This is a genomic window from Halomonas huangheensis (genome assembly GCF_001431725.1).
Lineage (GTDB): Bacteria > Pseudomonadota > Gammaproteobacteria > Pseudomonadales > Halomonadaceae > Halomonas > Halomonas huangheensis.
In genome coordinates, this window is the sequence record NZ_CP013106.1 from 3,575,183 (window position 1) to 3,589,999 (window position 14,817).

At 58.4% G+C, this 14,817-nt stretch carries 9 protein-coding genes; 2 read left to right on the top strand and 7 right to left on the bottom strand.

Going from position 1 to position 14,817, the window contains the following annotated elements; translation table 11 throughout:
* Positions 1-10: 10 nt before the first annotated feature.
* The 4 genes from AR456_RS15450 to AR456_RS15465 all read right to left on the bottom strand — a co-directional run bounded on the left by AR456_RS15450 (position 11) and on the right by AR456_RS15465 (position 5,528).
* Positions 11-1,261 carry a sarcosine oxidase subunit beta family protein gene (locus AR456_RS15450; RefSeq protein WP_021818443.1) on the bottom strand — a complete coding sequence of 417 codons (1,251 nt, stop codon included), beginning with the start codon at positions 1,259-1,261 and terminating at the stop codon, positions 11-13.
* Between the two features lie 115 nt (positions 1,262-1,376).
* Complete coding sequence (glyA, locus tag AR456_RS15455; RefSeq protein WP_021818442.1) at positions 1,377-2,675, bottom strand: serine hydroxymethyltransferase; 1,299 nt, start codon at positions 2,673-2,675, stop codon at positions 1,377-1,379.
* Between the two features lie 431 nt (positions 2,676-3,106).
* Positions 3,107-4,162: a GlxA family transcriptional regulator gene (locus AR456_RS15460; RefSeq protein ID WP_021818440.1), complete on the bottom strand. Its 1,056-nt coding sequence runs from the start codon at positions 4,160-4,162 to the stop codon at positions 3,107-3,109.
* 259 nt (positions 4,163-4,421) lie between these two features.
* Positions 4,422-5,528, bottom strand: coding sequence for an FAD-binding oxidoreductase (locus AR456_RS15465; protein ID WP_031207488.1), 1,107 nt, complete (start codon positions 5,526-5,528; stop codon positions 4,422-4,424).
* A gap of 450 nt (positions 5,529-5,978) precedes the next feature.
* On the opposite strand from AR456_RS15465, the gene AR456_RS15470 reads away from it, so the two are divergent.
* Complete coding sequence (locus AR456_RS15470) at positions 5,979-7,262, top strand: aromatic ring-hydroxylating oxygenase subunit alpha (RefSeq protein ID WP_021818438.1); 1,284 nt, start codon at positions 5,979-5,981, stop codon at positions 7,260-7,262.
* Between the two features lie 27 nt (positions 7,263-7,289).
* Here the strand turns inward: AR456_RS15470 and AR456_RS15475 are convergent, their stop codons facing one another.
* From AR456_RS15475 to fdhA, 3 genes are all read right to left on the bottom strand, one after another.
* Positions 7,290-10,775 carry an EAL domain-containing protein gene (locus tag AR456_RS15475; protein WP_081694622.1) on the bottom strand — a complete coding sequence of 1,162 codons (3,486 nt, stop codon included), beginning with the start codon at positions 10,773-10,775 and terminating at the stop codon, positions 7,290-7,292.
* A 395-nt stretch (positions 10,776-11,170) separates the two neighbouring features.
* On the bottom strand, positions 11,171-11,410 hold the full coding sequence (locus AR456_RS15480; protein WP_021818436.1) for a hypothetical protein: 240 nt from the start codon (positions 11,408-11,410) through the stop codon (positions 11,171-11,173).
* A 169-nt stretch (positions 11,411-11,579) separates the two neighbouring features.
* Positions 11,580-12,773, bottom strand: a complete 1,194-nt coding sequence (gene fdhA / locus AR456_RS15485; protein ID WP_021818435.1) for a formaldehyde dehydrogenase, glutathione-independent — start codon at positions 12,771-12,773, stop codon at positions 11,580-11,582.
* A 372-nt stretch (positions 12,774-13,145) separates the two neighbouring features.
* Between fdhA and AR456_RS15490 the strand changes: the two genes are divergently transcribed.
* Entirely contained in the window at positions 13,146-14,717 is a 1,572-nt protein-coding gene (locus tag AR456_RS15490; RefSeq protein ID WP_021818434.1) for a BCCT family transporter, read from the top strand.
* Positions 14,718-14,817: the final 100 nt, after the last annotated feature.

Sequence of the window (14,817 nt, forward strand, 5' to 3'; positions counted from 1 at the left end):
CTCTGCGAACTCAGTGGGCGACGCCAGCTGCGCCGTGCTCATCCACAAGCGCGCCGCTGTGGAAACGATCGATCGAGAAGGGAGCAGCCAGCGGGTGCATTTCACCCTTTGCCAGACTGGCAGCAAAAACATGCCCAGAGCCCGTTGTGGCCTTGAACCCTCCGGTACCCCAACCGCAGTTGAAGAACAGGCCCTTGACCGGCGTCTTCGACAGGATCGGACAGGCATCCGGGCAGGTATCGACGATGCCGCCCCATTGGCGATTCATGCGCACCCGCGAGAAGATCGGGAACATCTCGACGATGGCCTGCAGAGTGTGCTCGACGGTCGGGTAGCTGCCGCGCTGACCATAACCGTTGTAGCCATCGATACCGGCACCGATGACCAGATCGCCCTTATCCGACTGGCTGATGTAGCCGTGGACATGGTTGGACATCACCACGGTATCGAGAATCGGCTTGAGCGGCTCGGAGACCAGCGCCTGGAGCGGATGTGATTCCAGCGGCAAACGAATGCCCGCCATACCGGCCAGCACACCGGAGTTACCGGCAGTGACACAGCCAACGGTCTTCGCTTCGATATCACCACGATTGGTATGCACACCGAGAATACGGCCGTCACGAATCTTGAGGCCGGTCACTTCGGTCTGTTGCAGGATATCAACGCCCAGTGCATCGGCACCGCGCGCGTAGCCCCAGGCCACCGCATCGTGACGAGCGACACCGGCGCGCGGCTGCCAGGAGGCACCCATCACCGGATAGCGAGCACGCTTCGAACAATCGAGAATCGGCACAATTTCCTGCACACCGGCAGCGTCCAGCACTTCACCGTCGATACCGTTCAGACGATTGGCGTTGACCCGACGCTGAATATCGCGCATGTCCTGCAGCGTGTGACCGAGGTTAAGCACGCCACGCTGGGAGAACATCACGTTGTAGTTGAGGTCCTGGGAGAGTCCTTCCCAGAGCTTCATGGCGTGCTCGTAGAGTGCCGCCGCCTCATCCCACAGATAGTTCGAGCGCACGATGGTAGTGTTACGCGCGGTATTACCGCCGCCCAGCCACCCCTTCTCGATCACCGCTACATTCCTGACGCCAAACTCCTTCGCCAGGTAATAGGCCGTGGCCAGGCCATGACCGCCGCCGCCGACGATGATGACGTCATAGGCCTTCTTCGGCGTTGGATTGCGCCACTGGCGTTGCCAGTTCTCGTGATGGCTGAGTGCGTGCCGTGCCAGAGCAAAGCCGGAATAGCGTTGCATAGTGCTGCCTCCCCTCCTCGATGGCTCGGCAGCCTTGCTGCCGAGCCTCTTGTTCATGCTTGTCGTTTCGCATGCCCGTATTTCATTTGTCCGAGCATGTCACTGTAGAGTGGAGTCAGGCTGTTTCAGCCGCGCTCTGCTGCTGAGCTACCTGCGGATAGACCGGATGACGGCCACACAGTGTGGCAACCTGCTCACGCACGCGGCCCTCGATGTCGGTGGTATCGCGTCCTGCCGCCAGTTCATCGATAACATCGCAAATCCAGCCCGCCAGCGCCTCACAGTCATCGCCATCGAAGCCTCGAGTGGTAACGGCAGGAGTGCCGATCCGCAGGCCTGAAGTGACGAACGGGCTCTGCGGGTCGCCCGGCACAGCGTTCTTGTTGACAGTGATATGGGCGCGGCCCAGCGCGGCATCCGCATCCTTACCAGTGACACCCTGCTGGATCAGCGACACCAGGAACAGGTGGTCCTTGGTGCCGCCGGAAACCACGTCATAACCACGCTCGAGGAACACTTCAGCCATACGCTGGGCGTTGGAGACGACACGTTCCTGATAGCGCACGAACTCCTGGCTCATCGCCTCACGGAAAGCCACAGCCTTGGCGGCGATCACATGCATCAGCGGCCCCCCCTGCTGCCCGGGGAAGACTGCGCCATTGAGCTTGCGGTAGAGCGTTTCATCACCCGAGGCAGACAGGATCAATCCGCCACGCGGACCGCGCAGGGTCTTGTGAGTGGTGGTGGTAACCACATGGGCATGGGGCAGCGGGCTGGGATACAGACCGGCAGCCACCAGGCCTGCAACGTGGGCCATATCGACCAACAGCCAGGCACCCACGCTATCGGCAATGTTGCGGAAGCGACGCCAGTCGACAATCTGCGAATAGGCGGAGAAACCGGCGACGATCAGCTTGGGCTGATGCTCATTGGCAAGACGCTCAACCTCGGCGTAATCGATTTCGCCAGTGGCTTCGTCGAGACCGTACTGGATAGCGTTGTAGTGCTTACCGGAAAAGTTCGGCGCGGCACCGTGGGTCAGGTGGCCGCCATGGGCGAGGCTCATACCAAGCACGGTATCGCCTGGCGATACCAGCGCCATGAAGGCTGCAGCATTGGCCTGGGCGCCGGAATGAGGCTGCACATTGGCGTAATCACAGCCAAACAGTGCGCAGGCACGATCCATGGCCAGTTGCTCCACCACATCCACATGCTCACAACCACCGTAGTAGCGCTTGCCGGGATAGCCTTCGGCATACTTGTTGGTCAACTGCGTGCCCTGCGCCTCCATCACGGCCTGGCTGGCATAGTTTTCTGAGGCAATCAGTTCGACATGCGCCTGCTGGCGGTCTTCTTCGTCCGAGATGGCTGCAGCGACCTGCGGGTCAAACTTGGCGAGGCGGGATATTGTCATGGGGAAGTCTCCACGGTTGTCAGCTTATGTTGTTGGCTTGCAGGGCTGGCGGTTCGAGGACCCGCTCATCACCGAAAGTCCGGTTTCCGGCAATACCGCTGCCGAGAACGCTGTTGTCAGGCTGCTGAATTGTTGGGCTATTGGATTGTTGGTGTCAGTTCACTGAACCGCTGGCGCCGGCTACTGAAAAAGGATCCGATACTGCCTTGCGGTAATGTCTGCCACGTTAGGCAAATTGCGACAGAGGGACATTCTGGAAACGACATCAACATCACCGGTGAAGACATGCCCAGACCATTTCACTGCGGTCTTTTCAGCACAACGCCATGCACGCCCTCATTCAAGCGCCTTCTTGCGGCCAACGCTTGAACAAATGCGACAGATTTGTTGGATGATTTCGCTGTGAGCGCTATTTCAGTCAGCGGCTGACGTCAGTTCTGACGTGCTTCAACGTAGAGAAAGAAGGGATCAACCAGCCGTTCATGCAGCGTGTCGGGGTGACGTCGCAATTCAGAAGGCGCCGCACCGAAGGCGGTGCGAAAGTGACGAGAGAAATGCGCAGTATCTGCGAAGCCACAAGCTTCGCCGATCTCGGTGATGCTGCGCTCGGTGTAGTGCAGTAGCCACAGGCCGTAGCGCAGGCGTAGATCGCGCTGGAACTTCTGAGGGCCAACGCCCAGCGTGGCCCGAAAGCGACGCTCCAGACCACGGCGTGAGGTGCCGACCCGCTCGGCCAGAGCATCGACGCTCAGTGGATCGCCGAGCTGTTGCTCCAGAACCCGGATGGCCTTGCGCACCAGGCGATCACTGACCCGATCAAATACCACTGGCTGCGGCTGGCCACGCTCACCGCCACGATGCTCATCGAACAGCATGATCGCCAGGCTCTTGCGCGCCCAGGCGCGCCCCAGATGACGCTCGACCAGATAAGCCGCCAGGTCGGCGGCTGCCGCGCCGCCTGCGCAGGTCAAACGGTCGCCATCATCGAGATAGAGACGATCCGCCACCGGTTCGATATCGCTGAAGCGGCTGGCCAGATCGCCATGATGGTACCAACTGACGCAACAGCGCCGATGGCGCATCAACCCCGCCTGAATCAAGGAGAACACCCCGGTACAGACACCTACGAGAGGAATCCCCTGGTCGGCAGCACGACGCAGGTAGTCGATGGCCGCCTGGTCGGCATCGCCAGGTTCGTGCAGCACTCCACCGATTACCACCAGATAATCGAACTCCGAGGGATCAGCAAAGGGCTCACAGGCTGTCATCACCGCCCCACAGCTGGAGATGGCATCGCTACCATCATGGGTCATGAAGCGCCAGCGACAGCGCAACTGGCGACTGCGGTCGCCATCATCCGCTGCCAGTCGCAGGCAATCGACAAAGGCGGCAAAAGGCATCAACGTGAACTGTGGCAACAGCACGAAGCCTACCGACAGCGCGGGGGCTGTCGGCAGCACAACATCAGGAGACAGCGCTGGCGCCATGGGACCGGAACCGGATAGAAAACCAGTCGTCAGCATAACAGGGAAAAAGAGCGAGGAAAGAAGCGCGAAGAAGACAGAAACAAGCCATATGATTCAAGCACGTCAGACTTTCCCTGCTATGTCCCCGATTCCGTAGACTCGGGGACCATGAGTTAGCGGCTTGAGCCGGTGTCTACTTTTTCAGGGGCACACCACCTCTTCCCTCTTCCCTCTTCCCTCTTCCCTCTTCCCTCTTCCCTCTTGATTTTTGATTCTTGAATCAAAAATCAATCACCACATCCCCCAGCGGCCGGCTACAGCACGAGAGGATATAACCTTCCTCGATATCATCGTCAGTAATCCCGCCATTATGGTCCATTTCCACCTGGCCAGAATTCAGTGCTACGCGACAGGTGCCGCAGATGCCCATACCACAGGCCTTGGGAATGTGAAGGCCGAGCTTGGCTGCTGCGGAATGTACGGTCTCACTGGGCTGGATACGCACGCTCTTGCCCGAGGCAATGAACTCGACACTGTGCATCTCCTCGGTATCGACCTCATTGGCGGCGACCTCCGCCTGCTCGGCCAGCTCCCGTACATCTTCCTGTACCGCACGTGGCGTCGCACCAAACGACTCCTCATGATAGTGATCCATGTCGAAGCCGCGCTGCTCAAGAATGCGCTTGATCGCTTCCATGTAGGGCGTCGGTCCACAGCAGAAGATTTCTCGCTCCAGGAAGTCCGGCACCATCATCTCGAGCATTGCCTCGGTGAGGAAACCTCGATATCCGGACCAGGCCTGATTCAGTTCTCCATCCCGCTCACAGACAATATGCAGGTTGAAGGACGGAATACGTGAGAAGACATGCTCCAACTCGCGGTGATAGATGATGTCACGTGGGGTACGTGAACTGTGGATGAAGTCCAGGTCTACACTAGCATTGGTGTCAAAGAACCAACGAGTCATCGACATCAGTGGCGTGATACCAACGCCTCCAGACAGCATCAGCACCTTGTCGGCCGGGAAGTCGATGGCATTGAAGTTGCCAACCGGACCATGCACCGCCAACTCATCACCCTCACCGAGGTTGTCATGTAGCCAGTTGGAAACCCGCCCGCCGGGCACGCGTTTGACAGTGATCGAGAAGCTATAGGGAATCGAAGGTGAACTGGAGATGGTGTAGGAGCGCATCACCTGTTCGCCATTGATATCCAGCTCCAGAGTTACGAACTGACCGGGCTTGAAGAAATACAGCACCGGTTGTTCGGCCATGAAGCAGAAGGTACGCACATCCCATGTTTCCTGAATTACCTTGACGCAGCGCACCACGTGCCGGCCGTTGGTCCAGGTCTGGGTAGTCACCGGATTGAGAAAGTTCATGGACATGGCAGTATCGCTCGTCAGGGTCATTCATCAGAAAAATCTGGGCTGGGTTCACGGCACGTACCGTGATTGCCCGCATTCTGCCCAGTGCCAGAAGCAGGCCACTTATCTGATCACGACATCAGCATGCCCAAATTCCCCGCCATCGCCCCTTTCTCCTGCCTTCAAGTCGCAACGACATCATCCAGTGTCGCCAATGGATATCTCACGGCGCAGTGCTTGCCGCAGAATTCGCCCATAAATTCGAGGAGTTCTGTTCCTTCAGGTTGAGCGGAATTCCCATAACCAGCCTCTGATGGCGTGCCATATAGGCCGGAGACCAGTCGTCGCCTTCAGCTGGCTTTGAAGATGACGATTGCCACTATGGCAACCGGCTAGCTGTGAGGCGCTACAAGACCACCGTTGACCTGCCGTTGAGCCAGTGCTCACCGCCACAATGATGAGGAACCCCCCATGGATGCCGTGAAGAACCTGAGTCTGGATGACCCACTGGGAGCAGCCCGCGAGGCAACTCTGGAAATGCTGGCCCAACACCCCCAGGGGATGTCGTTGCCACAGCCGTTCTACAACGATGAACGCCTCTTCCAGCTCGATATCCAGGGCATCTTCGAGCGCGAATGGTTGTTTGCTGCCATGAGCTGCGAGATCCCCGCCAAGGGCAATTTCATCACCCTCTCCGTCGGTGATAACCCGATCATCATCGTGCGCGGCGATGGCGGAACCATCCATGCCTTCCACAATGTCTGCCGTCACCGCGGCTCACGTTTGTGTTCAACCGAACGTGGCAAGGTCGCCAAGCTGGTCTGCCCCTACCATCAATGGACCTATGAGCTGGATGGGCGCCTACTGTTCGCCGGAACAGATATGGGCACCAATTTCGATCTGAGCCAGTATGGGCTCAAGCCGATAGCCATCACCGAAGCTGGCGGTTTCCTGTTCATCTGTCTGGCCGAAAACCCACCAGCCATCGACGAACTCAAGGCCACTTTCGACCATTATCTGGCACCCTACGATGTCGAGAACCTCAAGGTAGCGGTGACTTCCTCGATTGAGGAACAGGCCAACTGGAAGCTGGTCATCGAGAATAACCGCGAGTGCTACCACTGCAATGGAGCTCACCCGGAGTTGCTCAATTCGCTGCAGGAATTCGATGACTCCGATGACCCGCGTGCCACCCCGGCCTACCGCGAACTGGTTGAACGCAAGCAGGCCGATTGGGACGCAATGAATGTTCCCTGGCAATTGACCCGTATCGGCAAGCGTAACCGTCTAACCCGCACCCCACTGCTGCATGGCACAGTATCAATGACCATGGACGGAAAGCCCGCCTGCAAGCGCCTGATGGGACGACTGACCAGTGCCGACATGGGGTCATTGCGCATCCTGCATTTGCCGAACTCATGGAATCACTTCATGGGCGATCATGCGGTGGTATTCCGAGTACTGCCGCTCGGCCCACAGCGCACTCTGGTAACCACCAAGTGGCTGGTGCACAAGGATGCAGTGGAAGGTGTCGATTACGACCCGGAACAGATGCGTAAGGTATGGGACGCCACCAACGACCAGGACCGCCGTCTGGCCGAGGAAAACCAGCGTGGCATCAATTCACAGGCCTACCAGCCAGGTCCCTATTCTGCGACCTACGAATTCGGCGTGATCGACTTCATCGACTGGTACAACGAGACCCTGCAGAACAACCTCAGCAACGCACCCAACCTGTCCCTGGCACAGGCCTGAGCGACACAACGCAAGAGCCGCTTCAGCTCACAGTCTGGGCTGAAGCGGTTTTCCAGGACCATCCTGCAGCAGCTTGCAAAGCGCCGAGAACGGCATCGGACGAGCAAACAGGTATCCCTGAAACTTCTCGCAACCGAGACCAAGCAGGCACTCATACTGCGCCCGAGTCTCAACGCCCTCTGCCAGTACCTCCAGTTCAAGCTCCCGCCCAAGCACGATCACACTCTTGCACACCGCCGCATTGCAGTCCCCATGATCGATGGCATGAACGAAGCTCTTGTCGAGCTTGATTCTGGTCACCGGCAGGCGTTGCAGATAATCCAGACTCGAGCAGCCCTTGCCGAAATCGTCGATGGCAGTGGTGATTCCCATCTCCGCCAGGCTGTTGAGCGTATCAATCGAACTTCGAGTATCACGCATCAGGGTGCCTTCGGTCAGTTCCAGCTCCAGCCAGTGAGCGTCCAACCCCACTTCTTCCAACACTGAGCCCAGGTCCGCGAGAAAGTCGGAGCGATAGAACTGCAGTGGCGACAGATTCACCGCGACCCGCCCCGGCATCAAGCGGGACTGGACCAGGCACTGCGCATCATTGCAGGCGCGCCACAGCACCCAGCGACCAAGCTCGACAATCTGCCCGGTCTGTTCGGCAATGGTGATGAAGTCTTCTGGTGATACCCAACCCAGGTCGGCATGCAGCCAACGCAGCAATGCTTCGCAGCCACAGATATGACCAGACTGATTGATGACCGGCTGGTAGTAGAGCTGCAGATCATGCTGGTCCATAGCGATCCGCAGTTCGTTGCGCAATGTCAGGCGCCGGTGGAGTTTCTCATCGAACACTTCACTGAAACGCTGATATTGATTGCGGCCCTTCTGCTTGGCCCGGTACATGGCGATATCGGCACGCTGCATCAGCAGACCCGGGGACTCGGCGGTTTCGCTGTCGAGCTCTGCAATACCAATGCTGGCGGTGACATGCAGCTGCCAACCATCCATCATATGTGGTCGCTCGAGGGCTCCGAGAAGACGTAAAGCCACACGCTCCACGGCTTCCCCGTTCTCCAGTCCGGCAAGGATCAGGACGAACTCATCTCCTCCCATCCGTGCCAGACTATCGCTGTCCCGCAACTCCTGTTCCAGACGCCGGGCCACACTGACCAGTAGACGATCTCCAACCTCATGCCCAAGGCTGTCGTTGACCGATTTGAACTCATCGAGGTCAATGAACAACACCGCCAGAATCCCCGGCTGACATCTAGCCTGACGTATCGCATGACTCAAACGTTCAGCCAGCATCGTGCGATTTATCAATCCGGTCAGCGCGTCATGGGTCGCCTGATAAGCCAGTCGCTGTTCATGCTGCCGGCGCAGGGAAATGTCATCGATGATGGCCACGTAGTGGGTGAGTACTGCATCTTCATCCCGCACTGGTGACAGGGATATCTGGCACCAGAAGGTGTCGCCGTTACGACAGCGCGCCTGAGTAGTGACCGAACAAGGGCGATGCTCGGCCATTGCACGATGCAGCCTCACCAACTCAGGCACTATCGTGCCTCCTTCCGCCAGCAGAAACAGTGTCTTTCCCGTCAACTGTGATGAGCGATAACCGGTCATCTCGCGAAAGGCGACATTGGAGTACAGAACGGGATTTCCCGGCAGCGTTGCGTCCAGTATCACCACTCCATTGCTGCTTTCCTCCAGGCAGCGCTCCATGATCGTTAGACGCACCAGGGTTTCTGTCCAGGCCGAGACATCCTCGAAGACGGCAAACACTCCGACGATGCTGTCATCGACCACAATCGGCACCATGCGCACGTTGTAACAACGCGCCTCGCTCCCCCTTCCGGCAACACGACAGCAGCATCCGCGCCCCCCAGATATAGCCGTACGCCAGGTATGCAAAAGCTCCGCGCTGAGACTCAACCAACCCAGCAGACGGCAGGCCAACGCAGAGAACTCCATACCAGCAATGTCGTCGACCTTTTCCTCCAGCAAGGCCTCGGCGACGGCATTGACCTCGCGCACGGTGCCATCGGGCAGCACATGAAACACCGCTGCTGAGCTATGGCTGAACAGCGAGCGATATTGCTGTTCGCGGACTTCCAGCACAAAAGCGTGCCGAGTGCGTCTGCGGGGCAGCGATACCCAGATCGCCAGTTGATAGGTTGCGAAGAGCCCCACAAACACCAGCAACAACGGCAAGAGGGCACCGGGTGACATCAAGCCACCGACCATCAGACGCGCCTCAAGCACCAGTCGGGTACCATCGGCCAGCACCAATGAGTCACGCCGCAGCGCCGTTACCTGATGGTCCTCTACGACGCCAGCCCGCCCGACTCTGGCCAGTTCGCGCCCTTCATGCAACAGATACAGGGTGGTCTCACTCGGTACCGAACCACTGACCTGCTGTAACCAGCTCTGTACATCAATCAATGTCAGCAGGCGACCATCGGGCTCGGCATCCAGCATGATCGCCAGGATCGCGTAGACCTTCCCCTCCTCGGTCATGAAATGCCAGGCAACGGATGAGGCCTGACCCGCAGCCAACCAATTCCGAACACCCGGCTTGTTCAGCAACTGCTGCAGCCGTGGTGCGCCATCCGCTGTCAGCCCCGGATAGTTGCGCAGCGGATTCATGCCACGCAACAGCGCCAGCGCTTCAATTTCATTGAGGTGCCACAAACCATCAGAGTCGCCATTGGGATCAATGAGCCTGTCGGCCTCCAACAAGCCAGCCACCGTCATACCACTCCAGCGAGCACGCCAGGTGCGCTGCCATTGTTTCACTGCCGTCTCGACATCAATGAGGTGACGCAATGCCGTATCGCGTAGCTGACTCTGGTAAAACATGGTGACGCTGAACCAGATCAAAAGACTGACCGCCAAACCAATCACCGCGACTCGTATGCTCCCTCCCTCCAGCCGCGGCGGGTCCATTTGCCATTGCCCCACCAGTGCAAGCACGATGCCATGGATAAAGATCCAGAGGGCACCACCAACGCGAATTTCGACTAGAGCAGGCCACCACGCCGATCCCAGCATGGCCTTGATGACCAACATCACCAGCAATCCCAGGCCTGCCGCCATCGCCGCCCAACCCAGACACTCCCAATATCGGCGGCCACCTGCTGAAGCTGTCCCCACCCAGCAGCACAAGGCAAACCAGCCGAGCAGAAAAGTCGACGGCAGCGACATGCAGCCTGATGCCATAGTTACCTGCCACCAGCTCCAGCCACACATGGCCAGCTGATAGAGGGCGACCAGCAGAATAGCGATCGCCAGCATCCTGAGTGCAACTCGAAGCTGAAGGCAGTTAGCGAGAATTCCTGCGGCAACCAGCAGCGTGGCGTATGCCTCCTGTCGGTTCAATATCAGGACGCCGAGCTGCCATGCCTCAAAGACATAGGATACGAGCAGCGTATTGAGTGCCATCAATACGTTACAGACCATCAGCAGAACAAGGATGACAGGAAGCACTACTCCATATCGCGCCGAAACCAAAAGGGACATCATCACCTCACCGACTGCTCAAGCAGTGAATGACCGAGCGGCACCAGCGACCTGATCCACTGATCCTGTTCAGCCGTGGTAAGGCGCCATTGTCAGAGTCGCACGCGAGTGACGTCAGGAAACGGCACGAACCACCTCGTGCGTCTTCGCACAGCATGCATAACGCAGCAACCACCAGGCATCGGCATATTTCGTAAATTAATGTAAGAAATATGCCAAATATGTAACAACAAGTATTCTGCAGAGTATGGGTTGTCCAGCAACCGGCTTGTCCACATACCGCAAAAACGCCTGTCCAGCACATACGAAGAAAAGCCGCTGACGTATACGTCAGCGGCGATGGGCTGTCTGGAGTTCTGGAAAGTAGCGCACTTCTGGAAAGTGACGAACTCTCGGTATCAGTCAGGTAACGACGATAGGTGATCCTGAATGGCGCGGTGCACCGACGGTAGCAACACATCACTCTTGTCCATCAATTCCTGAACAAGCTCGGCAAGGCCCGGCACCCCGGTCTCCCGGGCTTTGAGACGTGCCATACGCGCACAGGTTTCCGGGCAGGCATCATCGGGAATGCGCACCCCCAGAGCAACAAGACGCTCGCGAAAGTCGGCACCATCGATCAGTTCGGCAATCATCATGGTGATTATCTCCTCCGGCAATGGCATCTGATGATACCCATGCTCGCTACGAAACGGACATGTCCACTCAACAGAGCATAGTTCGATTCGGTGGCGAAAGGGGCAACGAGCACTCAGTACGGTAATACCATCGCTTCGCAAAGGCCCCGCTTACGCGGGGCCTCCGTCATCAGGCGGCCACACTGCCGTGGGGGTCAATGACGAATTTCTTCGCCGCACCGCCGTCGAAATCTGCATAGCCCTGCGGGGCCTGGTCAAGGTTGATCATCTGGACGTTGATCGCATCGGCGATATTGACCTTGCCGAACAGGATCGCCTGCATCAGCGGACGGTGATACTTCATCACCGGGCACTGGCCGGTATGCAGCGAGTGAGACTTGGCCCAGCCGAGTCCGAAACGCATACTCAGCGCGCCCTGTTTGGCGGCGTCATCGGCGGCACCTGGGTCTTCGGTCACGTACAGCCCCGGGATGCCGATCTGGCCGCCGGCACGGGTCAACGCCATCGCGGAATTGAGTACGGTGGCAGGCGCTTCCTTGCCGTGGTTGCAGCCACAGGCATGGGCTTCGAAGCCGACACAGTCAACGAAGGCATCGACTTCACGCTCACCGAGGATCGCCTCGATTCGGTCAGCCATATCGCCTTCCTGGGTCAGATCGATGGTTTCGCAGCCGAAACTACGCGCCTGAGCCAGACGGTCCTCGATCATATCGCCAACGATGACACAGGCCGCGCCCAACAGATGAGCGGAGACTGCTGCAGCAAGGCCAACAGGTCCGGCACCGGCGATGTAGACGGTGCTGCCCGGACCTACGCCAGCGGTGACACAGCCGTGGAAACCGGTAGGGAAGATATCGGACAGCAGCGTCAGGTCACGAATCTTCTCCATGGCCTGGTCGGCGTCCGGGAACTTGAGCAGATTGAAGTCAGCGTAGGGCACCATGACATATTCAGTCTGACCGCCACCCCAGCCGCCCATATCGACGTAACCGTAGGCCGCACCCGGGCGAGCCGGATTGACGTTGAGGCAGATACCGGTCTTGCCTTCCTTGCAGTTACGGCAGCGACCACAAGCGATATTGAACGGTACTGAGACCAGGTCACCAGGCTTGATGAATTCAACATCGCGACCACACTCGATCACCAATCCGGTGATCTCGTGACCCAGTACCAGGCCAGAGGGTGCCGTGGTACGGCCACGCACCATGTGCTGGTCACTGCCGCAGATGTTGGTGGTGACAACTTTCAGGATCACTCCGTGATCGCACTTGCGATCACCAAGCGCGAGTTCAGGATACTCGATTGACTGAACCTCAACCTTGCCGGGGCCCATATAGACCACTCCGCGATTGGTACTACCCATGGCGGAAGACCTCCTCTTGCCGTGCTGGCGATATGTAGTGGCCACCGTTTCGAAACGTCCGGCAGCCTTGGATGCATCTTTTATTCGAGTACTTCTCTTGCCACGAACATAACGCGTCGAGCCTTGCCGACTGTTCTGGTTGAGGCATCGACGTATCTGATCAAGACACAGCCGCACTCCACGCCCCGTAGCGGGGGCAAGCAGACAGTTGGAGGTCGCTTTCACGACAGCCGTTGCTCCAATAGCGCCGAAAAATGATCGCGGCGCTCTCACTGCAGAACCGAGCCGCCACCCCACAACAACATCAGAACCGTGACTCCACTCCATCCTTATACGACCGGAGCGGCGAGTTGCGGGCGTGAGGAAAACGCAATGAGTCATGAGCAGGAACCGGTACTGACTCCGGGCCAGGACAATACCCAACGCTGGGGCCTGGATTTCCATTCCCCTGTCTTTCCACTGTCGGCGTTATGCATCCTGGGTTTCATCATCTATGCATTGATCGCACCACAAACCGCCAATACCCAACTTACTGCCGCGCGCGGCTGGGCTATCACTCACTTCGACTGGCTGTTCATGGCCGCCGGCAACTTGTTTGTACTGCTGTGTCTGATACTGATCGTGTTGCCCCTCGGACGCATTCGTCTCGGTGGTGCCGACACTCGCCCAGAGTACTCAACGCTATCGTGGTTCAGCATGCTGTTTGCCGCAGGCATGGGCATTGGCTTGATGTTCTGGAGTGTCGCCGAGCCGGTGGCCTACTACACCGACTGGTACGGCACCCCTTTGAATGTTGCTGCCAACACTACCGAGGCAGCACGTGCGGCGATGGGGGCCACGGTATTCCACTGGGGACTGCATCCCTGGGCGATCTATGCGGTGGTCGGACTGTCGCTGGCATTCTTTGCCTACAACCGTGGTCTGCCGCTGACGCTGCGATCCGCCTTCACCCCGTTATTCGGGCAGAAGGTCCGAGGCTGGCCGGGGCATATCGTGGATATTCTCGCGGTACTGGCGACGATCTTCGGGCTCGCCACATCGCTTGGACTCGGTGCGACTCAAGCGGCCACCGGCTTGAACTATCTGTTTGGCCTACCCAATACCATCGTCACTCAAGTGGCGATCATCGTTGTGGTCACCGTCATCGCGCTGTTCTCGGTATGGCGGGGCATCGATGGCGGCGTCAAACTGTTCTCCAACATCAATATGGTGATTGCCCTGGCGCTGTTGCTGTTCGTGATGATCGCCGGCTCGCTGACCGTGTTCATGCATCACTTGGGCAGCGCCAGCCTGGCCTATCTCGAATACCTGCTACCGCTGTCGAACTGGATAGGCCGTGACGATGAGAGCTGGTACCACGGCTGGACGGTGTTCTACTGGGCCTGGTGGATTTCCTGGTCACCCTTCGTCGGCATGTTCATCGCGCGGGTGTCACGCGGGCGGACCGTACGCGAGTTCCTGATCGCAGTACTGATGGTCCCCACGCTGGTAACGCTGGTATGGATGGCCGCCTTCGGTGGCAATGCCATCGATCAGGTGCAGATGGGCCTTGGTGGGCTGGCTTCGGGGATCAGCGATGTTTCACTGGCGATGTTCCAGATGCTCGAACAGTTGCCACTGACGACCCTGACCTCCAGCTGTGCCATTGTGCTGGTACTGGTGTTCTTCATTACCTCCTCGGACTCCGGATCACTGGTCATCGACAGTATCACCGCTGGCGGCAAGACCGACGCCCCCAGAGGGCAACGTGTGTTCTGGGCAACACTCGAAGGTGCCATCGCCGCCATTCTGCTCTACGGCGGAGGCAGTGAAGCTCTCACGGCCCTCCAGGCCGGCGCCGTGGCAACAGGTCTCCCCTTTACCCTGGTGCTGGTGGTGATGAGCGTGGCGCTGGTCAAGGGATTGGTCGAGGAAAGTCGTCGGCCAGGCCTGTCCCGCGCCTGATTCCTCTTTAGCGCCCATACGTTCCACTGAAACAAACACAGCCGCCCTTCTGGCGGCTGTGTTTGTCTATCGTGATATCAAGCATCAGTCGTGCCACATA

Excerpts from the sequence above, each read along its gene's own strand:
- AR456_RS15490 (WP_021818434.1), top strand. The coding sequence starts at position 13,146 with ATGAGTCATGAGCAGGAACCGGTACTGACTCCGGGCCAGGACAATACC.
- AR456_RS15450 (WP_021818443.1), bottom strand. The coding sequence starts at position 1,261 with ATGCAACGCTATTCCGGCTTTGCTCTGGCACGGCACGCACTCAGCCAT.
- AR456_RS15470 (WP_021818438.1), top strand. The coding sequence starts at position 5,979 with ATGGATGCCGTGAAGAACCTGAGTCTGGATGACCCACTGGGAGCAGCC.
- AR456_RS15480 (WP_021818436.1), bottom strand. The coding sequence starts at position 11,410 with ATGATGATTGCCGAACTGATCGATGGTGCCGACTTTCGCGAGCGTCTT.
- AR456_RS15465 (WP_031207488.1), bottom strand. The coding sequence starts at position 5,528 with ATGTCCATGAACTTTCTCAATCCGGTGACTACCCAGACCTGGACCAAC.
- AR456_RS15475 (WP_081694622.1), bottom strand. The coding sequence starts at position 10,775 with ATGATGTCCCTTTTGGTTTCGGCGCGATATGGAGTAGTGCTTCCTGTC.
- AR456_RS15460 (WP_021818440.1), bottom strand. The coding sequence starts at position 4,162 with ATGGCGCCAGCGCTGTCTCCTGATGTTGTGCTGCCGACAGCCCCCGCG.
- glyA (WP_021818442.1), bottom strand. The coding sequence starts at position 2,675 with ATGACAATATCCCGCCTCGCCAAGTTTGACCCGCAGGTCGCTGCAGCC.
- fdhA (WP_021818435.1), bottom strand. The coding sequence starts at position 12,773 with ATGGGTAGTACCAATCGCGGAGTGGTCTATATGGGCCCCGGCAAGGTT.